Annotated in this window: 23 protein-coding genes and 1 pseudogene; 12 read left to right on the top strand and 12 right to left on the bottom strand. The window is 35.0% G+C overall.

The window, feature by feature from the left end:
• Positions 1-74 precede the first annotated feature (74 nt).
• From B5X62_RS10500 to leuS, 8 genes are all read right to left on the bottom strand, one after another.
• Positions 75-1,727: a tetratricopeptide repeat protein gene (locus B5X62_RS10500; RefSeq protein ID WP_079667384.1), complete on the bottom strand. Its 1,653-nt coding sequence runs from the start codon at positions 1,725-1,727 to the stop codon at positions 75-77.
• Between the two features lie 96 nt (positions 1,728-1,823).
• Entirely contained in the window at positions 1,824-2,696 is an 873-nt protein-coding gene (locus B5X62_RS10495; protein WP_079667383.1) for a PstS family phosphate ABC transporter substrate-binding protein, read from the bottom strand.
• The gene (locus B5X62_RS10490) at positions 2,686-2,883 is read right to left on the bottom strand and encodes a C4-dicarboxylate ABC transporter (RefSeq protein ID WP_317041904.1); all 198 of its coding nucleotides are present in this window, start codon (positions 2,881-2,883) and stop codon (positions 2,686-2,688) included. Before B5X62_RS10490 ends, B5X62_RS10495 begins: the two co-directional genes overlap by 11 nt.
• 62 nt (positions 2,884-2,945) lie before the next feature.
• Positions 2,946-3,788, bottom strand: a complete 843-nt coding sequence (locus B5X62_RS10485; RefSeq protein WP_079667381.1) for a cell envelope integrity TolA family protein — start codon at positions 3,786-3,788, stop codon at positions 2,946-2,948.
• Between the two features lie 36 nt (positions 3,789-3,824).
• On the bottom strand, positions 3,825-4,367 hold the full coding sequence (locus B5X62_RS10480) for an ExbD/TolR family protein (protein WP_079667380.1): 543 nt from the start codon (positions 4,365-4,367) through the stop codon (positions 3,825-3,827).
• Between the two features lie 9 nt (positions 4,368-4,376).
• A complete protein-coding gene (locus B5X62_RS10475) occupies positions 4,377-4,976 on the bottom strand; it encodes an ExbD/TolR family protein (RefSeq protein ID WP_079667379.1) in 600 nt (199 codons plus the stop codon).
• Between the two features lie 75 nt (positions 4,977-5,051).
• Positions 5,052-5,915 (bottom strand): MotA/TolQ/ExbB proton channel family protein, encoded by an 864-nt coding sequence (locus tag B5X62_RS10470; RefSeq protein ID WP_079667378.1) that lies wholly within the window; start codon positions 5,913-5,915, stop codon positions 5,052-5,054.
• A 274-nt stretch (positions 5,916-6,189) separates the two neighbouring features.
• Positions 6,190-9,003 carry a leucine--tRNA ligase gene (gene leuS / locus B5X62_RS10465; RefSeq protein WP_079667377.1) on the bottom strand — a complete coding sequence of 938 codons (2,814 nt, stop codon included), beginning with the start codon at positions 9,001-9,003 and terminating at the stop codon, positions 6,190-6,192.
• A gap of 368 nt (positions 9,004-9,371) precedes the next feature.
• Here leuS and B5X62_RS10460 point away from each other — a divergent pair, with 368 nt between their 5' ends.
• The 3 genes and pseudogenes from B5X62_RS10460 (at position 9,372) to B5X62_RS10450 (ending at position 11,464) form a co-directional block, all read left to right on the top strand.
• Complete coding sequence (locus B5X62_RS10460) at positions 9,372-9,641, top strand: hypothetical protein (RefSeq protein ID WP_221405226.1); 270 nt, start codon at positions 9,372-9,374, stop codon at positions 9,639-9,641.
• A 47-nt stretch (positions 9,642-9,688) separates the two neighbouring features.
• A pseudogene (locus B5X62_RS10455) lies at positions 9,689-10,653 on the top strand (TQO small subunit DoxD).
• Positions 10,654-10,711: 58 nt separating this feature from the next.
• Positions 10,712-11,464, top strand: coding sequence for a glycosyltransferase family 2 protein (locus tag B5X62_RS10450; RefSeq protein ID WP_079667375.1), 753 nt, complete (start codon positions 10,712-10,714; stop codon positions 11,462-11,464).
• Positions 11,465-11,466: 2 nt separating this feature from the next.
• On the opposite strand, the gene B5X62_RS10445 is transcribed toward B5X62_RS10450, so the two are convergent.
• Positions 11,467-12,738 (bottom strand): 3-deoxy-D-manno-octulosonic acid transferase, encoded by a 1,272-nt coding sequence (locus B5X62_RS10445; RefSeq protein ID WP_079667374.1) that lies wholly within the window; start codon positions 12,736-12,738, stop codon positions 11,467-11,469.
• Between the two features lie 184 nt (positions 12,739-12,922).
• Between B5X62_RS10445 and rpmH the strand changes: the two genes are divergently transcribed.
• Both rpmH and B5X62_RS10435 read left to right on the top strand, forming a co-directional pair.
• The gene (gene rpmH, locus B5X62_RS10440) at positions 12,923-13,081 is read left to right on the top strand and encodes a 50S ribosomal protein L34 (protein ID WP_039365072.1); all 159 of its coding nucleotides are present in this window, start codon (positions 12,923-12,925) and stop codon (positions 13,079-13,081) included.
• 160 nt (positions 13,082-13,241) lie between these two features.
• Positions 13,242-13,952: a cell division ATP-binding protein FtsE gene (locus B5X62_RS10435; protein ID WP_079667373.1), complete on the top strand. Its 711-nt coding sequence runs from the start codon at positions 13,242-13,244 to the stop codon at positions 13,950-13,952.
• 48 nt (positions 13,953-14,000) lie between these two features.
• On the opposite strand, the gene B5X62_RS10430 is transcribed toward B5X62_RS10435, so the two are convergent.
• From B5X62_RS10430 to B5X62_RS10420, 3 genes are read right to left on the bottom strand one after another with little or no spacing between them, the layout of a single operon-like run.
• Positions 14,001-14,702 carry a tRNA1(Val) (adenine(37)-N6)-methyltransferase gene (locus B5X62_RS10430; protein WP_245797181.1) on the bottom strand — a complete coding sequence of 234 codons (702 nt, stop codon included), beginning with the start codon at positions 14,700-14,702 and terminating at the stop codon, positions 14,001-14,003.
• A 3-nt stretch (positions 14,703-14,705) separates the two neighbouring features.
• Positions 14,706-16,160, bottom strand: coding sequence for a sensor histidine kinase (locus tag B5X62_RS10425; protein ID WP_079667371.1), 1,455 nt, complete (start codon positions 16,158-16,160; stop codon positions 14,706-14,708).
• Positions 16,147-16,746, bottom strand: a complete 600-nt coding sequence (locus tag B5X62_RS10420) for a riboflavin synthase (protein WP_079667370.1) — start codon at positions 16,744-16,746, stop codon at positions 16,147-16,149. The genes B5X62_RS10425 and B5X62_RS10420 overlap by 14 nt, the downstream gene beginning before the upstream one ends.
• Positions 16,747-16,859: 113 nt before the next feature.
• Between B5X62_RS10420 and pdxA the strand changes: the two genes are divergently transcribed.
• From pdxA to B5X62_RS10385, 7 genes are all read left to right on the top strand, one after another.
• Positions 16,860-17,951, top strand: coding sequence for a 4-hydroxythreonine-4-phosphate dehydrogenase PdxA (pdxA, locus tag B5X62_RS10415; protein WP_079667369.1), 1,092 nt, complete (start codon positions 16,860-16,862; stop codon positions 17,949-17,951).
• A gap of 82 nt (positions 17,952-18,033) precedes the next feature.
• On the top strand, positions 18,034-18,564 hold the full coding sequence (locus B5X62_RS10410; protein ID WP_079667368.1) for a YceD family protein: 531 nt from the start codon (positions 18,034-18,036) through the stop codon (positions 18,562-18,564).
• A 45-nt stretch (positions 18,565-18,609) separates the two neighbouring features.
• Positions 18,610-18,813 carry a 50S ribosomal protein L32 gene (rpmF, locus tag B5X62_RS10405; protein ID WP_079667367.1) on the top strand — a complete coding sequence of 68 codons (204 nt, stop codon included), beginning with the start codon at positions 18,610-18,612 and terminating at the stop codon, positions 18,811-18,813.
• A 108-nt stretch (positions 18,814-18,921) separates the two neighbouring features.
• Entirely contained in the window at positions 18,922-19,398 is a 477-nt protein-coding gene (gene accB / locus B5X62_RS10400) for an acetyl-CoA carboxylase biotin carboxyl carrier protein (protein ID WP_079667366.1), read from the top strand.
• A 90-nt stretch (positions 19,399-19,488) separates the two neighbouring features.
• Positions 19,489-20,847, top strand: a complete 1,359-nt coding sequence (accC, locus tag B5X62_RS10395; RefSeq protein ID WP_079667365.1) for an acetyl-CoA carboxylase biotin carboxylase subunit — start codon at positions 19,489-19,491, stop codon at positions 20,845-20,847.
• A gap of 77 nt (positions 20,848-20,924) precedes the next feature.
• Positions 20,925-22,166, top strand: coding sequence for an ornithine--oxo-acid transaminase (gene rocD, locus B5X62_RS10390; RefSeq protein ID WP_079667364.1), 1,242 nt, complete (start codon positions 20,925-20,927; stop codon positions 22,164-22,166).
• Between the two features lie 3 nt (positions 22,167-22,169).
• On the top strand, positions 22,170-22,967 hold the full coding sequence (locus tag B5X62_RS10385) for a glycosyltransferase family 2 protein (protein WP_079667363.1): 798 nt from the start codon (positions 22,170-22,172) through the stop codon (positions 22,965-22,967).
• Position 22,968 lies beyond the last annotated feature (1 nt).

The raw sequence follows: 22,968 nt of genomic DNA, 5'->3' as shown, positions 1-22,968 counted from the left end.
TTAATTTTTTACAAATTTATGAAAACAAAAAAATCCCGCAGTTTTCACCACGGGATTTTTTTATGATTAGTATCTTATTTACTTAAATATTTAACAAGATTAACTGCATCTTGATATGTTGGATTAAGCGCAACCGCCTTATCAGCATATTCTTTAGCTTTTGCCTTGTCTCCATCTTTATTAGCATAAGCTATTGCAAAATATGCGTAAGAAAGAGATTCTTTATTAGCTTCAACTTCAGCAGGATTTTTTGTAATCAAATCGATGTATTTTTGATATGATCCATTCGCTAAATCTGTATTACCGCTTTGTTGATAAGCATAAGCCAAAGAGTTGTAAGCTGGCGCCCAATCAGGAAGCAAACTTGTTAATTTTTGCCATGTTAACACTGCGCCATTCCAGTTTTTAGCTTCTTGGTAAGCTTGTGCTAAATAAGCCATAGATGTAGTATCTTCTGGGTTAGCAGCCACTTTTTTCTTAAGTCCTTCAATCTGTGGATTAGTTGGTCCTTGATCAGCAGAAGCAGCATTAAATCCACCTTTGATTTTAGCTAACTCTTCGTCCCACTTCATTGTTTCATCTTTTGCAGCTTTTGCAATTGCAATTTTAGACTGAACTTGAGCTTCTAATTCCGCTTTTTTAGCAGGATCTTTTTCATCTTTAGCCAAACCAGCAGCAATCAAACCTGCAAGACCTTGATCCGCAGCCTGAACTCTAGCTTTATCTACAGAGCTAACAAATTTATCAAGATTCTCTTTTGCACCTGTATAATCTCCAGAACCGTATTGTACATAAGCACGAAGTTTATATTTAATCGGATCTTCAACTTTATCAAAAATCTTATCTAAAGTCGTTTTAGCATTCGCATAATCATCATTGATGAAATATAATTTAGCAATCTCTAACTGAGTTGAAGGATCTTCATCCGCATACTGAGAATATTTAACCAAATCTTGCGTCGCTTCAGCATTACGTTGATATTTCATATTGAAACCAGCCAAAGCTTTGTATGCAGGCGCATAAGAAGGATCAACTGCAACCGCTTTATCTAGATTTTCTTTTGCTTTTTGCCATTGTTGAGCTGCCATCCATAATGTTGCAATTCTTGTATAGACAGATGCCTTACTTTTAGCAACAGGAAGTGCATTTTCATAAGCAGAAAGAGCACTACCAGCTAACTTAGGATCGTTCGTAGACTTAAGTCTATAAGCATCTCCTAACGCATAGTAATAATTAGCAGGTACACCCGCTTTTTGAGATCTTTCGATAGCTTTGTTAAGGAACTCAATTGCTAAATCAGGATTCGTAGTTTTCTCATAAATCGTTAAAGCTTCAGCAGCACGATAAAGTACTTCTGCATCTTTCTCTTTAGTATCTTTAACAATTTGACGAAGATCATTTTCTCCAGACTTATCGCCTTTCCCAATTTTAATAGAAGCTAAACCTACTTTGTTAAGAGCACTTTTAGGATCTTTTGCTAAACCTTGATCAAAATATTCTTTAGCCTTGTCAAAATTCGGCTCGAACTGAGTTAAATATGTATTCCCCAGATAAAAATAATTATTAGCTGAAGGATCTTTTGTAATTAAATCATTAAAATTTTGTCTTGCTTTTGCATATTTGTGACTGTCAACATAGATGATACCTTCTTGCACAGATTGAGCAAATGCAAACTGAGAGAAGAACCCAACAGCCGCAGTCAAAACAATTTTCTTGGAATAATTCATTATAATTTTATTTTAGTTTATTTAAATATTGAATATGGATTGAAACACAAGATTCATTCCAAATTTTATTTTAAAATCGTAAATTTTGTTAACATTTTATCGCATCTGAACTTCACGGCGATATAGATTGTAAGGTTGAAGCCCCTCTTTCTCCACAACGATCTGTCCAAGTTGTGTACATGCAAATCTAATAAAACCATTACCAAGGCCATAATACGCCTCATTGGTTAGGAAATACAAGACTCTTGTAAAAGGATATTGCATATCTTGTAGATTATCAACTGTTGGTGTATACGATTTGCCTTTATCAACAATTGGTAAGACATTGATTTTATCTCTTAGCATAATAGCTTCATCACCATAAGGACGCGAAATTGTATTAAGACTAATCACACCAATTTTGTTCGGATATTTCTCTAGTTCTTTGACAATATTCTCATTACCTTTAATAATTGAATATTTAAGCGCTGAAGCTTTTACATTAAACTGCTGAGCAATAAAATTAATATTACTCGAGTTAGCACCATCAAAAATCAAGCTTTTTTCATCAGAAGAAATTCTCTTCTTAATTTCATCGACACTTAATTCTTTAATTGTAGAATTTTCTTTAGAAACAACAAAAACTAAAGCATCAGCAGCAAATTTTGCAGGTTGCCAAGGCAAATTTATTTTTTTATCGTAAGCATCCTTTTCCGACTTTGTCAAGTTACGAGACATTACAATGACGCGTGTTTTTCTATCTAAAAGATCTAGCAAGCCAATATCTTCTTTGGTATATACTACGTTAATTTTCGTACTGGGATTGAGAGCCATGTAACGCTCTGTTAAAGCTTCTGTAACACTTTTAAAAGATTCATCTGCTTCCAATGTAATTGTGCCTTGGTTAGGTGTATCCAAAGCCTCAGTTTTGGACTTATTACATGAAATTAAAAAGAAAAAAGCGAATACTACTAAAATACTATTCTTCATAACGACTATCTCTTATTTTTTTAATAGCACGAAAAACACGGAAAATTCCATAACCAATTAAAATAGCACCTAATGGATAAGCAATATTTGGCTCAAGCTGAACTACAAAAAATTTATAAATAATAACCACGATACCTAGAACGGCATAAAAAAAACCTGTGATTACTGATAACCAATTAAACATCATAGTAACAAAGATACAAAAAAAGAGAAGCCGAAGCTTCTCTTTCTTATGTTAATAAATGCTAATTATTGAAATTGCATTGTAATTGGAATTGAGAAATATGATCTCACGCTTTCACCGTTAAGCTTAGCAGGCTTCCATTTCTTTTGTCTCTTAACAACACTAACTGCTTCAGAGTCAAAATCAGAATTTCCTGACTTTTGCATAACCTTAACATCAGAAACCGAACCATCTCTTTCCACGATGAATCTTAACTTAACTGTTAATTGTCCTTCACCTTCCATGTTAGAAGAATCAATATTCTCACCAACATATTTACGGAAACTTCCAAGACCACCAGGATACTCAGCAGACTGGTCTACTTCAGCATATACCTCGTTAGTATTAACAGGAGCTTTAACTTCAGCAGTCGTCACTTTACCAGGCCCTGGTGGCGGTGGCGGTGGCGTAAAGTCTGGTTTCTTAACACCTTCTTGATTAACAAGACCAGTAGTTGTTTCTAACTGTTTTGTAATCGGTGGTGGAGGTGTTTCTACCTTTGGCTCTCTTTTAGGTTCAGGAACAACATTTTGAATTACTTCAATTTTCTCAGGCTCCTGCTTTGGTGGAGGTGGTGGAGGTGGTTCCTCTTCTTTAGGCTGTTCTAAAACTGGCTGCTCTGGTAAAATCTCAATAAGATTTGCATCAACTTCAGTTTTATCAGCAGCGTTCATTTGCTTAATCTTCAGATATACAAATGGAGATATAACTGCAACTAGGAAGAAAATTGTACCAAAAATAAATGACTTAGTCAATAACTTAGGATACTCCGTTCTTAGATCGTATGCGCCATACTCTTTATTTCTATTCTGAAATACAATCTCATCTAATGATAGATTTTCTGGATTGTAATTTGAATTCTCTGACATTTTCTTAATATTTAAGAATTAATTGTAGCTTGGAGATTATTCTCCAACTTTCTTTTTATAAACAGCCAATTCCCAAGGTTTGATATCGGTAACCCCATATCTTTCATTCTTAGTAATAGCCATTTCGTCAAGAATATCTACAAAATTTTTGTACACTGCATCATCAGTCGGCTTAATAATCACAGTAAACATGTTCTGATCTGCCGCTCTCGCTTTTGCTTGCTCGATTACTTTTGTAATCCCTTCTCTATCATACTTTGTCTCCATCAAGGTTTGATCTGTAAGACCTGCTTGATCTTGTTGGTGATAGAAAACTCTATTATCTTTCCCAATAATAATTGAGATTGAGTTGCTCAATTTAATTTCAGTATCTGGCGGTTTCTGAGTCTCATCTTTCGGTTTTGCCGGAAGACCAAGATCCATCACGTTCGGTTTACTGAAAGTAGTGGTAAACATGAAGAAGGTAATCAATAGAAACCCTAAGTCCACCATCGGCGTCATATCGACTCTGGTATTCTGCTTTTTCGAGCGTACCTTGCCGCCTTTGGCGCCACTGTCTTTTACTTGTACTTCTGCCATTTCTATTTATTATTTCCCTTCTTGAGATGTTATTAACCAAAACTTAAGAAAATCTATATCTCTCAAGCCTTCAAATAAGTCTTTTACTTTTGGATACTTTGTTGACACGTCACCTTTAATAGCTAACTTGTAGCTAGGGTTAACTGACAAACTTTGTTGTACCCAATCAATAACTTGCTTATTAACGCTATCCAAAGGCACTCCTTCTTTAGCTTTAAAGGTTTTTAATTGATCTTCTGAAAGACCTAGATAACCTTTTAGCTGATTCATCGGAACACCGATTGTTTGCACTTTCGCAAATGCCACCTTTTCTTTATCGTTGAAAGTCATTCCGTATTTAGCACCCATTTTTTCTAATAACTGTACTCTTTCTGCACCGTTATCAACTGGAGTAAAATAGAATTTACCTTCTGGTGTTACGTTGATGGTCATAAGACTCGCATCAGGTAACAATTTTTCTGATATTGATGATGGCGGTTTGATTTGCTCCACATCTGGTTTCTTAAACTGTGTGGTCAAGATAAAGAATGTAAGTAGTAAGAACGCAACATCACACATTGCTGTCATGTCGGTTACTACTCCATGTCTTTTTGGTTTAATTTTCGCCATTTTATTATTATTTCTTTAACTAACTTCTTGAATTACAAATTGCGTGCTAGCAATTTTATCTAACTGAGTGTGTTCTTAGTTGAACTCAGCGAAAGATTGTTGGATACTCATAGAGATTTCGTCAATCTTATAAGTTAAACCATCAATTTTAGAAGTAAAGAAGTTGTAGAAAATAATCGCGATAGCTGATGTACCAATACCTAAAGCCGTGTTAATAAGTGCCTCAGAAATACCGATTGATAATGCAGCAGCATCAGGAGTACCACCTCCAGATCCTAAAGCGTGGAACGCTTTAATCATCCCGATTACCGTACCTAGAAGTGCAATAAGGGTTGCAACTGTACCTAATGTAGAAAGAATGTTCATGTTTTTCTCTAACATTGGCATCTCAAGAGTTGTAGCTTCTTCGATTGACTTGTTAAGAGCGATCATTTTTTGCTCTTTGTTAAGTGTGTTGTCTTTAGCTAAAGCTTTGTAAGTCGTAAGACCTTCTTTAACTACATTACCAACAGATCCTTTTTGTCTGTCACACTCTTCCATTGCTTCATCAATCTTGTTTTGGTTAAGTAAGCTTCTAACTTTCATTACGAAGTTATCTAAGTTACCGTTACCTGCAGCTTTCCCTAATACTAAGAAACGCTCAATCGAGAACACAACTACTGTAAGCATGAAAAGGATAAGGATGTGTACTACTGGACCTCCCATGTAGATAATACCCATAAATCCTTCTGGGTGTAATTCTTTAGATTCTACATCTGCTAAAGCTACTGATGCTCCCGTTACTTTTGGGTTAGCAGCAAAGTTAGACGGATTACCTAGTACAAATAGATAGATTGCTACTGCAACTAAGTAAAGAATTGGTAAAATTATAGCCGGATTAAGGCCTCCCTTTTTTCTAGCAACTACTTGCTCGTCTGTGTTCGAAACATTCATTTCCATATTAAACTAAATTATAATTGTTAAATTTTCTAGGTTGTAAAATAAAGGCAAATAAATTAAAAATGCAACACTTAGTATACATTTAACTTCTAATTTATATTAGCGCTTTAGATAAATAATTATTATATTGATATTTATTTCAAAAAATATTGCATCATTTTTACTTCTATACTTTTATTCGTTTTAATAAAGTCTAAAATAAGCCTGTATTTTTTTGAAATTTTAAATAGTATTTCGTTTTAAACACTCGCTTAATTTATACTAAAAAACGCCACTAAAGTACGATATTTATGATTTTCTTAGGCACAATTATCAATTTTTTTGGAGTTTGATCTCCCAAAAAGTTAAGCACGCGCTCATCTTTTAATATTATTGCTTCAATTTCGTCAGCTGTCAAAGTGGCAGAAAGTGGCAATTTGAATTTCATTTTCCCATTAAAACTAACTGGATATTCAATTTCATCTTCAACTAAATATGTTTCATTTAATTCAGGGAATTTAACATACTCCACACTTTCGTTATGACCAAGTAAACTCCATAATTCTTCACAAATATGCGGCGCATAAGGTGAAATAATGACAGCTAAAGGTTCAAGAATCGCTCTTTTGTTACATTTTAATTTTTGCAATTCGTTAACTGCAATCATAAATGATGATACCGATGTATTAAACGAGAAATTCTCAACATCGTAAACAACTTTCTTTATTAATGTATGCAACACTTTATATTCCGCTTTTGTTGGCTCCTCATCGTTCACCACGAAAGTATCACCATCGAAATACAAGTTCCAGAACTTTTTCAAGAATCCATAAACACCACTAAGTCCTTGCGTGTTCCAAGGTTTTGATTGCTCCAACGGGCCTAAAAACATTTCGTAAAGACGAAGACAATCTGCTCCGAATTCTTCACTAATATCATCAGGATTCACCACATTGAACTTCGATTTTGACATTTTCTCAACCTCGCGTTCTGTAATGTATTTGCCGTCTTCTAAGATAAATTCAGCATCAGCAAATTCTGGTCTCCATTTCTTAAATGCTTCAGTATCTAATTCGTCGCTTCCTCCTTTTAATAAAGAAACATCAACGTGGATTTTCTGTGTTTTATAATCACCTGTCAAAGCTTTAGAAACAAACTGATTAGTTCCATCAACTCTAAACACAAAAGCACTCATTCCCAAAATCATACCTTGGTTAATCAACTTTTGGAAAGGTTCATTTTGCTCAATGTAACCTCTGTCTTTTAAGAACATATTCCAAAAACGAGAATACAACAAATGTCCAGTTGCGTGCTCGCTTCCACCAATATACAAATCGACTTGTCCCCAATAATCCGACAATTCTTTTTTACAAAAAACCTCATCATCGTGCGGATCCATATATCTTAAGAAATACCAAGAACTACCTGCCCAACCTGGCATTGTTGACAATTCTAAAGGAAATACTGTCACATTATCGATTAAATCTGTAGCAACCACTTTTTGATTCGCTTCGTCCCAAGCAAAATCTTTAGCATTTCCTAAAGGTGGATCACCATCTTCTGTTGGTAAATATTTTTCAACTTCTGGCAAAGCTAATGGCAAAGCCGAAACTGGCAATGTATAAGGCAAATCGTTTTTAAAATAAACAGGAACCGGCTCGCCCCAATAACGCTGACGAGAAAAAATCGCATCACGTTGTCTATAATTAATTGTGCCTTCCCCGATATTTCGTTTTACAATTTCTTCAATGATTTTAGATTTCGCTTCTTCGTAATTTAAACCATTTAAGAAATCAGAGTTGATGCATTCTCCATCTTTTGATGAAAAAGCTTCTTCCTGAACATTTTCGCCACCTGCAACAACTTCGATAATTTCTAAACCGAATTTCTTTGCAAATCTGTGGTCACGCTCATCGTGCGCCGGAACTGCCATAACAGCACCTGTTCCGTAACCCATCAACACGTAATCCGAAATATAAATCGGCATTTTCTTTCCTGTAAAAGGATTGATAGCATAACTTCCTGTGAAAGCACCCGAAACCGACTTAACATCAGCCATACGATCGCGCTCTGTTTTCTTAGAAGTTTCAGCAATATAATTTTCAACTTCTGCTTTTTGAGCTTCTGTTGTAATATTTTCTACCAAAGGATTTTCTGGCGCCAACACCATAAATGTCGATCCAAAAATAGTATCAGGACGCGTTGTGAAAACTTCGATTTGATTTTCAGAACCATCAACCAAAAACTTAACTTTCGCACCTTGAGATTTCCCGATCCAATATTCTTGAGAATCTTTAAGCGGTTGTGGCCAATCCAAAGTCGCAAGACCTTGCAATAATCTTTCAGAATATGCAGAAATACGCATACTCCATTGCATCATTTTCTTTTGATACACAGGAAAACCACCACGCTCCGACTTACCTCCAATAACTTCATCGTTCGCTAAAACCGTTCCTAAAGCTGGACACCAGTTAACAGTCGTCTCAGCACGGAATGCCAAACGATAATTTAATAAAATATCTTGCTTATCTTCTTCCGAAGCCGCTTTCCATTCTTCTGCAGTAAAGTTTAATTCATCATTTTGATTGGCATTAAGTCCTTCTGTACCTTTTGCTTCAAAATGTTTAATCAACGTATCAATAGATTCTGCTTTGTCTGTATCCTTATTATACCAAGAATGAAACAACTGAATAAAAATCCATTGCGTCCATTTATAATAAGAAGCGTCCGATGTACGAATCTCTCGACTCCAATCGAAAGAAAAACCAATCTTTTTAAGCTGTTCCTCATAACGATTGATATTTTGCTCTGTCGTCACCGCAGGATGCTGTCCCGTTTGGATGGCATATTGCTCCGCTGGCAAACCAAAACTATCGTAACCAACAGGATGTAGAACATTGTAGCCTTGATGTCTTTTGTATCTCGCATAGATATCCGACGCAATATATCCGAGCGGATGTCCCACGTGGAGCCCTGCTCCCGATGGATAAGGGAACATATCTAATACATAAAATTTCGGCTTAGAAGTAGCGTCCGATGTTTTGTAAGTTTGGTTTTCTTCCCAATACTTCTGCCACTTCTTTTCAATCTGTTGGTGATCGTAAAACACTGTTAAAATATTATTTTGTAGTTAATAATTCTATCAACCTTGGAAAATCCAAATATTAACATCTTTAAAAACGACATTGCAAAGATATAAAATTTTAAACAATAGAAGTTTTAAAAATAATTTTTCTGGTAAAATCAAAAATTGTAGATAAGATTTTGGAAAACACTTTCATTTTGGCTTCCAAAAAGACTTCCAAAGATAAGCATTTTAACACATATTTAACTGCAAATAAAGTATTAAGAAAACTTAAAAACTTTGTTTCGGTATTTTAAAAGGCTATTTTTGCCCACATGAGAGTGTTTTTACAAATAATTTTTGTGATCGGAATTTTGTTTTCGCCATGCAGCGTGAAGGCAAGCCTTTTCCAAATGACGTCACAAAAGGAATTTAGTTTTGACAAAACCTCTCCCAACAAAAGTAATTTTTCGGATAAGTCAACTTGTGACACCCAAAATTTCAAAACCAAAACAAAAGTCAAATTTGTTCTTGACCAAGCTTTAGCAAATGATTTTTTCAATTTTAAAAACGTTGAAGATTTCATTTTTAAAACTAAAGAAAAAACAGCTTTTGTTATTCACGAGCGCGTCCAAGAGCGCCTTTTTCTACTCTATTCTCAACTCAAAATTGCAATTATTTAGATAGACTTTTAGACCAAAAATTTATTTAAAAAACAAACATTGCAATAATGAACAAAACAATTATCAATGCTTTTCCTAATGCAGGATTAGCGCTCCGCCTTGTTATTGGCTGGACATATTTTTCCGCTTTTTGGAGGCGATTAATTTTAGAAAACAAACTCGATCCCGAAGTTCCTGGCTACATCGGTGAAAAATTCAATCATTTTCTTCCGAATGCACTTTTTATAAAACCTTTAATAGAATACCTTGTAAGCAATCCCGAAATTCTACTGACGAAAATGTGGATTTTCACGATCGTTGAAGGATTTGTAGGTTTATTTTTAATGATCGGTTACAAAACCAGAATCAACAGTCTTATCGTCATGTCATTAGCTTTAGGAATTCTGCTTGGTTCTGGCTGGATTGGAACAACTTGCCTCGACGAGTGGCAAATTGGCGTTTTGGGAATTGCAGGAGGATTTACGCTTTTCCAATTAGGCGGCGGCAAAATTTCGATTGATGGACTTTCGAAGAATTTTGTTTTAAACGAAACTAAATTTAATGATAAACTAAACCTAAAATTCTACACGCCATTTTTAGTAATCAGTTTTTTAATATTTGGATTAACGCTTACACCAATCAAGTTTTCCACGGTGGTGTTTATGGCGATCTTCACAACAAATCGGTCAAGCCAAAATTGGAACTCTCGAATCTTAAACAAGATAAAAATCAAGTCAGTTTTGATGTGATGAGAATTGAAGGTGCCGATGTATACGGTTCATTTTTAATAGGAATTGATTTTTTGGATCAAAATGGAAACAACGTCAAAAGTCTAAGCATGGAAGATTTGAGCAAGTTTAACAAACAACAAATTAAAAATTATTATGTTGCGAAAATCAAACCTCATAAACACAGCTTACTTCTTCCTTTGGGAGCAAAAGCAAATTTAAGTTTTGAAATCGATCAAAACATTCACGAAATCGTCTTAACCGACATCAGCGGAATAACTTGGAATGCCAAAATGCAAGAATAAATTAAGAGCCGAAAGGCTCTTTTTGTTTTAGTATTATTAAATTTGCAAAAAACACAAAATGCCAGAAGTTTCGATTATCACGCCGAGTTACAATACTGAAAAATACATCCAGGAAACAATTAACTCGGTTTTATCACAGACTTTAACGGATTGGGAATGGATTATCACAGACGATAAATCTTCGGATAAAACCACCGAAATCATCGAACAACACAAAGATCCGCGCATCATTTTAATAAAAGCTGAGAAAAATGGCGGCGCTGGCCATGCCCGTAATTTATCTCTCGAAAAAGCTTCTGGACGTTTTATCACATTTCTTGATGCCGACGACTTTTGGGAACCAAATTTCCTCGAAGAAATGATCAACTTCATGAAAAAAGAAAAAGCCGAAATCGCCTATTCTAACTACGCGCGATGTAACGAAGATTTAATTCCTCAGATTGAAGATTTTAAGGCAGATAAAGTGGTGACGTTTAACAATCTTTTGAAGACATGTCGATTGTCACTTTTATCGTCAATGTATGATTCTGCGCGTGTTGGTAAAGAATATTTCCCAGAAGGTAGCAAGCGTGAAGATCATGTGATGTGGCTCAATCTTTTAAAGAAAATCCCTGAAGGAAAGCCACTTCCGAAAACCATGGCAAAATATAGAATGCATCAAAGTAGCGTTTCTCGAAACAAAAAAAACATCATCAAAGACCAATATTTGGTTTACAAAGATCACATGAATTATTCCACGATTAAATCTTTGTATTACACTGCTAACTGGGCGTTAAATGGCTTTATGAAATACTCGAAGTTATTTAATTAAAACTAAACAACTGTCTTTTCGGGAAAGAAACTTAAAATCTTAGCAAGAATTTTCTTCGTTGCATCTGGTTGAGATTCTACAAAGAATTTTGCATTTTCAGACATTTCTTTTAAAGTTGACACTTCATCAATTGGTGTACGATTTGCGCTTTTAATCAATTCTTCGATATAACCAGCCATCGCAAATTCGTCGGAAAAGCTTTTACCGCCATTCATTTTTATTAAAGCATCAGCTTCTGGATTCTTTTTGTATTGATCTCCAAAAAACACAGGAATCCCAAATGCAGCAGCTTCCAAAATATTATGAAGTCCCGCACTATGATAGCCGCCACCAACAACCGCTAAAGTCGCATAAGAATATAATTTTGACAACAAACCAATACTATCTATAATAAGAACATTAGTCTCTAGATCAGTCTTTTCATTAATTTCGCTATACAATAAAGCTTCAGGAAATAGCAACTTCAGATGCGGAACTCGCTTCAAATCATGCGGCGCAATAATCAATTTTGTTTTAGGAAGTTTTTTATGGAGAACTTGCGCAGCTTTTTCCTCAGCTTCCCAAGAACTTCCAAGCACAATACTTCTTCTATTAAAAACATATTCTGAAATAAAAGGAACGTGATTATCTCGATTTTTAAGTTGCTTAACACGATCAAATCGCGTATCGCCAGTTACAGAAGATTGATTTATCCCGACACTTTTAGCCAAAGCAGAACTTCCGACAGTCTGATGAAATGCCCAATCTAGACAAGTCTTCAACTGTTTTGAAAACCAACCACCATACATTTTGAAAAAAATTTGTCCTTCATAAAACAAAGCCGAAACCACAAATACTTTAGCATTTTTTGATTTTAAAACACGAAGTAAATGGTACCAATAATCATATTTAACAGTAAAGAAGATCTTAACATCCATCGCATTAACCAACTTTTGCATCGTCGATTTTCTATCAAAAGGCAGATAAATAATAAGATCTGCGATATTCTCTTTTTTAATTACATTTTCATAACCAGAAGGAGAGAAAAAACTGATAAGAATTTTAGAATCTGGAAACCCTGTTTTTAATTGTTCTAAAACAGGCAAACCTTGCTCATATTCACCTAAACTTGCTGCATGCATCCAAATGACCGACTCGCCATTTAATTGACTTTGTACAGAGTCAATTGCGGTATTTCGACCAAGCAAACCTTTTCTAGCTTTTGCATTAAACATTGCAAACAACTTAAAAACAATAATAAAAACTTCTATGAATATGGAATACAGAACTGCCATTTTTATAATAATACTTACAGTTTTCAAAAATAAACAATTTAGAAAAAGCGTCTAGAACTTCGTTAAAGAAATTATGACAATAAATTTTTAAAATAATTTTCAAAAATGATTTGCGACAACAAATAAAAGTCTTATATTTGCAATCTGAAAATCAAAAGATAATTACGAACTAAATATATTAGTGATGAGTAAAAGAACATTCCAACCATCGGAGAGAAAGAGAAGAAACAAACACGGTTTCAGAGAAAGAATGTCTACACCTAACGGTAGAAGAGTATTAGCAGCTAGAAGAGCAAAAGGCAGAAAGAGTTTAACTGTAAGTGCTGCACGCGCTAAGAGATAATTCTTGAATTATTACATACAAATCATGCTTGAGAGTAAGGTCTTTCAAGCATTTTTTGTTGTTAAAAAATGATAAAAATTAAGTCTATCCTAAAAGTTTTCCTTATTTTTGAGATAATATTCGACTGCTGTCGAAAACTTAATCCACAAGATTTTTAACTATGCCACATAGACACGAAAGCGGAGAAAACATTATCAATCTTGACAATGCTAAAATTGTACAAAAGAACTTTACGGTTCTTAACAACGTTAATCTCCATATCCAAAAAGGAAAATTCTGTTACCTTATCGGAAAAACTGGTGCCGGAAAAAGCTCTTTATTAAAAGTACTTTACGGACACCTTCCGTTACAAGGCGGAAAAGGAGAAGTTGCAGGATTTGACTTAGCAAAACTTCGTCAATCTGACATCCCTAACCTTAGAAGAAAACTAGGAATCGTCTTTCAAGATTTTCAACTTTTGACAGATAGAAATATTGAAAAAAACCTTTTGTTTGTGTTACAAGCGACAGGTTGGTCAGACAAAATAAGAATGGAAGATCGCATCAACGAAGTCCTTGCGAGTGTTGGCATGAAAACCAAAAAGCACAAAATGCCACACCAACTTTCTGGTGGCGAGCAACAACGTGTGGCAATTGCTAGAGCTTTGCTAAATCATCCAGAATTAATCCTTGCGGATGAGCCAACAGGTAATCTAGACCCTGAAACCTCGAACGACATTATGACTTTGCTAAAAAATGTGGCAACAGAAAATAATTGCGCCGTGGTGATGGCAACGCATGATTATCACATGATTCAGAATTTTCCGGGAGAAGCAATCCGTTGCGAAAATGGACAAGTTAGCGTACTTGACACCGCAGAATTGTTTGAGTAAAATATCAAATATTATAAAACTAAAAAAGCACCAAACGGTGCTTTTTTTTTATGACTTGAAAAGATGAAAATCTTTCGTAAATTCTAGATATTGGTCAGAATATTGACGAGGTGATTTTTCAACAACAAATTCTTCTGCAATACAACGATCGACCTCCGATTTAGAAAAGGATAAAATCACACGTCGCACTTCCCCACCCTCAATTCCTCTTATCGAAACTTTTCGTTTAAGATGTAAATTTTCCTTCTCGCAGAGGGCAATGAAGTCATTTTCATCTTGAGCAGGAATAATCACCGCCAAAACGCCAGATTCGGATAAAATAATATTTGATATTTTAATTAAATCTTCAAAACCCAACTCAATTTTTTGTCGAGCTAAGACATCTTTGGAAGAATCATTAGCTTCAAAATAAGGTGGATTCGAAAATACAAAATCAACTTTTTCAGCAACATCAAAACTTTTAAAATCCGCTTGTTGCGACTTTAATCGATTTGAAAAAGGCGAAGCATTAAAATTAGACTGCGCAATTTCTACTGCTTTTTCGTTAATATCTAAAGCCAAAATATGAAGTTCTGGAAATCGTTGCGCCAACATCAAAGAGATAACGCCAGTCCCCGTCCCAACTTCCAAGGCTGTTTTAGCATCTTTTGGATTCGCTAAAGCGCCCAACAACACTGCATCTGTACCAACTCTAAAAACCACCTCATCCTGAATGATATCAAATTGTTGGAATCTAAAAACCTTCATCATACATTACATATTTGTTGGCAACATAATAGTAAAAACCGTGCCTTTTCCGACTTCGGACTTTACAGAAATCTCACCACCGTAATCTTCAATCATCTTTCTGACCATTGTTAAACCAAGTCCCATTCCTGAGCTTTTGGTTGTGAAATTTGGTTCAAAAATCTTCATTAATTTTTCATTTGGGATTCCGAAACCATTATCTTCAACGCTTATTCTTAGTTTTTTATGAATGTTTTCGATATCAACATTTATCAACATTGGACGACTCGAATCTTGCGCTTGAATGGAATTAGAAATTAAATTAGTTAAAATTCTTGTCAAATAGATTTTATCCATGTTGACATTAATAACATCCTTGTTAGAGTGAATGTAAATATTGTTGGCTCCAAATACATTCGCGACACTTTTCGTCTCTTCAACAACATCAAAAATAACATCATTACGCTGTGGTAATTTTGCAAATTCGGAGAAAGCTGATGCCACTTCAGAAATAAGATCGATTTGCTCAACGATAACTTTAGACATTTTTTTAACCTTATTCTTCACTTCTGGATCTTCTGGGTCAAAACGTCTTTCGAAATTCTGAATCGTCAACTTCATAGGCGTTAATGGGTTTTTAACCTCGTGCGCTACTTGCTTTGCCATTTCGCGCCAAGCTTCTTCCGAAGCTTTATATCTGAGTTTTTCTCGTTGATCTTGGATTTCCGAAATCAATTTATTATAAGCTTTAACCAAACCGTTAAGCTCATCATTCTGATAATATCGAATCGGCCGAATATTATCATCAAACAAATTAATTGAATTAATAATACTTGAAAAACGCGTAATTTTTTTCGTTAAATTATTGGAAGTCACCCAACTAATCCAAACTCCAACCAAAAGAATAAGAATATTAATAAGAATAATTAATCCCAGATAACGGTTAAAAACTTGTAAATAAACATCTTCGTTATGATACAATGGAAAATAAACGTAACCAATATTTGATAACATATTGTTTTTAAGAACCATGTACGAAGAAGTTACATCTGCTTTTAATTTTGGATCATATTCCGTTTTGTCATACTGCAAGCCGTCTTTTCTTAGTTTATCTAAAATATCAGTCGGCATATGTTTTTGGGTTATGAGCTTCGGATCTTTATTAGACAGAAGATAATCACCTTTCAGATTATAAACAATAATATCATGCTTGTTGATATCGGCGATTTCATAAATTTTATTCCCTAAAACTTCAGGTAAATCTTTTTCGAAAACCTCGGTGTGACTGAGCGCGTAATCTAAAGACGACATCAACGCCTCGGATTTACTCTGCTTATCGACCTTACTTTGCGTCATCGCATTATCGCGAAGCACGACATAAGACAACACCGCAGAGCCGATTGTACTCAAAAGACAGACAATTAAAAATCCGACAAAAATCCTGTTACGTAGACTATAACCTTTATAATTACTTAATGACATTCTGTTTTTGCATCAATTTCGAAATATATTTCCCAATGATATCAAATTCTAAATTGACAACATCACCGACATTAATATGTTTCATATTTGTAAACTCCCAAGTATAAGGGATTATTGCCACCGAAAACTGATTCGGTTGACTATCCGCCACCGTCAAGCTAATACCGTTAACAGTAATAGATCCTTGTGGTACCGTTGTGTAATTAATCTCCTCATCATAAGAAATCGTCACATAAAAACTACCGTCCATATCTTCGATTTTCGCAACTTTTCCAGTTTTATCAACATGACCTTGCACCAAATGTCCGTCTAGTCGACCTTCAAATTTCAGACAACGCTCAAGGTTAACCTCTGTACCAACAGACCAATTTCCGAGATTTGTCTTTTCTAAAGTCTCATCAATTGCAGTTACTTTATATTGCGGTGCATTAATCTCAACAACAGTAAGACAACAGCCGTTATGCGCTAGACTTTGATCGATTTTTAACTCGTTTGCAAAATTACACTCGAGCGTGAAATCAACATTCGTTCCATTTTTTTCGACATTTTGCACTTTTCCTGTTGCCTCAACGATACCTGTAAACATTTTATTTTCTCTTTAAGGATTTTAAACTTAGAATAAATCTTCAATAATAACTACAAAGCTTAATTTCAAAAATTGTAAATTTGTAGTTTCAATTAATATTCAAAGATAATAAAATGAGTGCGAAGCATCATAAAGTAAGAGTAGGCATTTCGATAGGTGATTTCAATGGCATTGGTCCAGAAATCATTATGAAGTCTTTAAAAGATAAAGCGATTACTGATTTCTTCACGCCAATTATTTTTGGTTCTGGTAAATTATTTAGTTACCAGAAGAATTTTTTCAAGCTTCAGCATCTCAATTTCAATTACATACAAAATGTGAGAGAAGCAGCGCATGGTAAAATCAACATGTTAAATCTTTCTAAAGACAACTCGAATGTAGAATTCGGTGTTCCAACGGAAGAATCGACACGTTTTGCAATTTCGTCTTTAGAAGCTGCAACAGAAGCTTTGCTAAATAGAGAAATCGACGTTTTGGTTACGGCACCAATCAACAAAGACGAAATGCTGAAATATGGTTTCCAACATGCTGGTCACACAGGCTATTTTGAGGAAAAAGCTGGTCGTAAAGGCGTTATGTTTTTAATTACAAACGATTTGAAAGTCGCTGTATCAACACATCATATTCCTTTAAAAGATGTTGCTGAAAACATTTCTAAAGAAAAAATCGTTAAACAAGTACAACAACTTAATAAAACTTTAATTGAAGATTTCTGTATTGAGAAACCAAAAATTGCAGTTTTAGGATTAAATCCTCATGCTGGCGACGGCGGCGTGATCGGTAAAGAAGAAATCGAAATTATCCAACCAGCGATTGAAGAACTTTTTAATAGAGGTACTTTAGCTTTTGGACCTTATCCAGCAGACAGTTTCTTTCAACCTGAGAAATATAGAAAATTTGATGCGGTTTTAGCAATGTATCACGACCAAGGTTTAGCACCCTTCAAAACGATTGCTTACGAAGAAGGTGTTAATTATACTGCTGGCTTACCAATTATCAGAACGTCACCAGATCACGGGGTTGCTTATGATATTGCGGGAAAAAATCTTGCTGACGAACAAAGTTTTAGTGAAGCGATTTTTGCAGCGATTGACATTTATCGCAACAGAATGGAATATATAGAACTTCAAAAAGGTAAGTTGCGACCACGTGTTCTTAACGCTAAAGACAACATTGACGAAGATCTACCAGAAGAAGTTAATTAACAACAAAATAGATTCTTAAAACTTTGATTTAAAATTATTTTGTTATTTCAAAAAATAAAGTTATTTTTGCAAACCGAATTTTATGGACAAATTCAAAAATTATAACATTGCATTTACAGGTCTTAAGACAGGTAAGCATGAGTTTAGATTTGAAATCGATCAGGCGTTCTTTGATTTGTTCGGGATAGAACAAGAATTTACAAAACCAAGAATACAAGTGGATGTTTTGCTTGACAAACACACTACTTTTCTAGAGTTTTGGTTTGACATAAGTGGAAAAATTGAATTGGTTTGCGACATTAGCAACGAAGAATTTGATCATCCAATTAAACATGACATGAAGATTCTTGTAAAACAAGGAGAAGAATATGATGACAGTAACGAGGAAGTTATCACAATACCACATAGCGACAGCGATTTTAATATTGCACAGCTAGTTTACGAAGGTGTTATGTTAAGCGTCCCAATGAAGAAACTTTCTCCCAATCTAAAAGATGAAGATGATTATCATCAACTTTTAGAAAAATACAGTCCCAAAATAAAGGAAGAAGAGCAAGAAGACGAGATTGATCCTCGCTGGGCAGCTCTCAAAAAATTGAAAGATAATAATTAAGTATAACAATAATTCATAATAGAATTTTAAAAAAAATCACTAGTAATGGCACATCCTAAGAGAAGACAATCGTCTACAAGAAGAGATAAAAGAAGAACACATTACAAAGCTGTTGCTCCTCAATTAGCTAAAGACGCTACAACTGGAGAATTACACCTTTTCCACAGAGCGCATTGGCATGAAGGAAAACTATACTACAGAGGAAAAGTAGTATTGGAAAAAACAGTAGAAACTACTGAAGAAAACTAAGATATTTAGTATAAAATATCTTATTCACGACATAAAAAACCACTCAATTTGCTCTAAATCGAGTGGTTTTTTATTATCTTTGACTTTCTAAAATAATTTACCTATAATATGGATATTAAAGACATTCAAAATCTTATTAGATTTGTTGCTAAAGCAGGTGTATCTGAAGTAAAATATAAAAACAAGGACTTCGAAATTTTAATCAAAACGCCACTAGGTGGAGAACCAGTTAGTTATGTATCTCAACCAGTTGCTTACCAAGCACCAGTTGCGGCACCTCAAGCTGTAGCTTCTGCTCCAGCGGCAAGTTCTGCTCCAGAAGCTGCATCAGCTGACGATAGCAAATTTATCACTATTAAGTCACCAATGATTGGTACTTTCTACAGAAAACCATCACCAGACAAAGACGTATTCGTTAACGTTGGTGATAGCATTACTTCTGACAAAGTTGTTTGTGTTATCGAAGCAATGAAGTTATTCAACCAAATCGAAGCTGAAGTTAGCGGAAAAATCGTTAAGATTTTAGTTGATGACGCGACTCCAGTTGAGTACGACCAACCATTATTCTTGGTAGATCCATCGTAAATTATGAGTAATGAGTGATGAGTGATGAGTAATTTCTCTCAACATTGTTAATTCATAATTCATAATTCATAATTTATAATTTTAATAAAGATGTTCAAAAAAATATTAATTGCAAACCGTGGCGAAATCGCAATGCGAATTCTACGTACCGCAAAAGAAATGGGTATCAAAACGGTTGCAGTATATAGTACAGCAGACAAAGATAGTTTACATGTAAGATTTGCGGACGAAGCAGTATGCATCGGCCCTGCGATGAGTAAAGACTCTTACCTAAAGATTCCTAACATTATTGCAGCTGCAGAAATTACTAACGCTGACGCGATCCATCCAGGTTACGGATTCTTATCAGAGAATGCAAACTTCTCAAGAATTTGTGCTAATAACAATATCAAATTTATTGGAGCAACGCCAGAGCAGATTGAAAAAATGGGTGATAAAGCTACGGCTAAAGCAACCATGAAAGAAGCTGGAATACCTTGCGTACCTGGCTCTGATGGGCTAATCGATTCTTATGAAGATGCTGTGCGTATCGCTAAAGAAACCGGTTATCCAGTAATGATCAAAGCTACTGCTGGTGGTGGTGGTAAAGGTATGCGTGCTGTTTGGAAAGAAGAAGACCTAAAAGAACATTGGGAATCTGCTATTCAAGAAGCTGTTGCTGCTTTTGGAAACGGTGGTATGTACATGGAAAAACTTATTGAAGAACCACGTCATATCGAAATCCAAATTGCTGGTGACCAATACGGAAAAGCTTGTCACTTATCAGAAAGAGATTGCTCTATCCAAAGAAGAAATCAAAAATTAATCGAAGAAACGCCTTCTCCGTTTATGACGGATGAACTTCGTGAAAAAATGGGTGAAGCTGCTGTTAAAGCTGCTGAATTTATTGGTTACGAAGGTGTTGGTACTATCGAGTTTTTGGTAGACAAACATCGTAATTTCTACTTTATGGAGATGAATACTCGTATCCAAGTAGAACATCCAATTACAGAACAAGTTATCGACTACGATCTAATCCGTGAGCAAATCTTATTAGCAGCGGGGACTCCAATTTCGGGTATCAATTATTATCCAAAATTACATGCGATCGAATGTCGTATCAACGCGGAAGATCCTTATGCGGATTTCCGTCCTTCACCAGGAAAAATCACTGGATTAAATATTCCTGGAGGTCATGGTGTAAGAGTTGACACACACGTATATTCGGGTTATGCAATTCCGCCTAACTACGACTCTATGATTGCTAAGTTGATTACAACGGCACAAACTAGAGAAGAAGCAATTGCTAAAATGAAACGTGCTTTGGAAGAATTCTATATTGAAGGTGTAAAAACCACAATCCCCTTCCATAGACAGTTATTAGACAACGAAGACTTCTTATCTGGAAATTACACAACTAAATTTATGGAATCTTTTGTGATGGAGCGTAAATACGAATACAGCATTTAAGATTTAAAAATAAAAATGAATTGCCCAGCTTAGGTTGGGCATTTTTTTTAACTTGCAAACGCAAAATATGTATAAATATGGAAAATAATAAAGATTCAAACTACTATATAGAACTAGAAGAAAAGCACGGCGCTCACAATTACCATCCGCTTCCAGTGGTTTTAGAGAAAGGTGAAGGCGTCTATGTTTGGGATGTTGAAGGTAAAAAATACTATGATTTTCTTTCTGCTTATTCAGCGGTTAACCAAGGACATTCTCACCCGAAAATTGTAAAAGCATTGACGGATCAAGCGCAAACTTTGGCTTTAACGTCAAGAGCTTTCTACAATAACAAATTAGGAGAATACGAAAAGAAAATTACTTCGCTTTTCGGTTTCGATAAGGTTTTACCTATGAATTCTGGCGCAGAAGCTGTAGAAACTGCCGTTAAATTAGCTCGTAAATGGAGTTATGAAGTAAAAGGTATCGCAGAAAATGCTGCAAAAATCATCGTTTGCGAAAACAACTTCCACGGAAGAACAACTACGATTGTTTCTTTTTCAAATGATCCAGATGCGAACCAAAATTACGGTCCATTCACGCCAGGTTTTATTAAAATTCCTTACAATGATTTAGATGCTTTAGAGGAAACTTTAAAAGCTGACGCTCAAAATATCGCTGCATTTTTAGCGGAGCCAATTCAAGGTGAAGCTGGAGTTTATGTTCCAGATGAAGGTTTCTTGAAAGGCGCTTCTGAACTTTGTAAAAAATACAATGTTCTTTTTATAGCAGACGAAGTTCAAACGGGAATTGCAAGAACAGGTAAATTAATTGCTTGTCATCACGAAAATGTACAACCCGATATTTTGATTCTTGGAAAAGCACTTTCTGGCGGGATGTATCCAGTCTCAGCGGTTTTAGCGAATGATAATATTATGAATGTTATTAAACCTGGACAACATGGTTCTACATTTGGTGGAAATCCTTTAGCTTGTGCGGTTGCCGTTGCAGCTTTGGATGTTGTTGAAGAAGAAAAATTATCGGAACGTTCACAAGAATTGGGAGAACTTTTCCGTTCTGAAATAGAAAAATTAATTCATAAAACAGATTTAATAACCGCTGTTCGTGGAAAAGGTTTGTTAAACGCTATTTTAATTAATGACACACCAGAAAGCTCAACAGCTTGGAATCTTTGTGTAGCTTTAAAAGAAAACGGACTTCTAGCAAAACCAACCCACGGAAACATCATTCGTCTTGCACCACCTTTGGTTATTACAAAAGATGAATTATTAGATTGCGTAAATATTATCGAGAAAACAGTTCTAGAATTTAATAAATAATTATTGAAAACGTCCCTTTTAATATCCACTTATAATTGGCCAGAAGCTTTAGATGTTTGTCTGAAAAGCGTAATGGCACAGAAAATACTTCCTGATGAAATCTTGATTGCAGATGATGGATCTAAGTCAACTACAAAAGAGATTGTTGAGAAATATCAAAAAATATCAAAAGTGCCTATTGTTCATATTTGGCATGAAGACAATGGTTTCGAACTGGCTAAAATTAGGAATAAAGCCATCGCAAAAGCATCGGGAGATTATATTGTGCAGATTGACGGGGATTTGGTTCTTCATCCTTATTTTATTGCAGATCACAAGGCATTTGCGAAGAAAAATTCTTTTGTTCGCGCTAGTCGAATTTATATTAATGACGAACTTTCTTCTGAAAAACTGAGGACGCAAAACATTAAAATAAATCCTTTTGCAAAAGGGATTACCAATTTTTTTAGTTCGTTTCGAATTCCTCTTTTATGGAAAAAATTTGAAACTAATTATAAAAACACGGGCGACGAACGTTGGGAAATTCATGGTTGTAATATGGCTTTTTGGCGTGATGATGCGATTGAAGTTAATGGTTACAACGAAGATTTTAAAGGTTGGGGACCAGAAGATAAAGAATTTGTTGCAAGGCTTCTAAATGCTGGAAAAGAAAAACGTTTTCTGAAAATGGGAGGTTTGGTTTTTCACATTCATCATCCAATTAATGCAAAAGAAAATTTGAAAAAGAATGAACAAATTTTCGAAGATGCCAAGAAAAACGGCGTTAAGTTCTGCGAAAACGGAATCAATCAGTATCTTTAAA

The organism is Soonwooa buanensis, from assembly GCF_900167905.1.
GTDB lineage: Bacteria > Bacteroidota > Bacteroidia > Flavobacteriales > Weeksellaceae > Soonwooa > Soonwooa buanensis.
The sequence above is the reverse complement of the archived record's forward strand: the minus strand, read 5'-3'. Positions and strand labels throughout refer to the sequence as shown.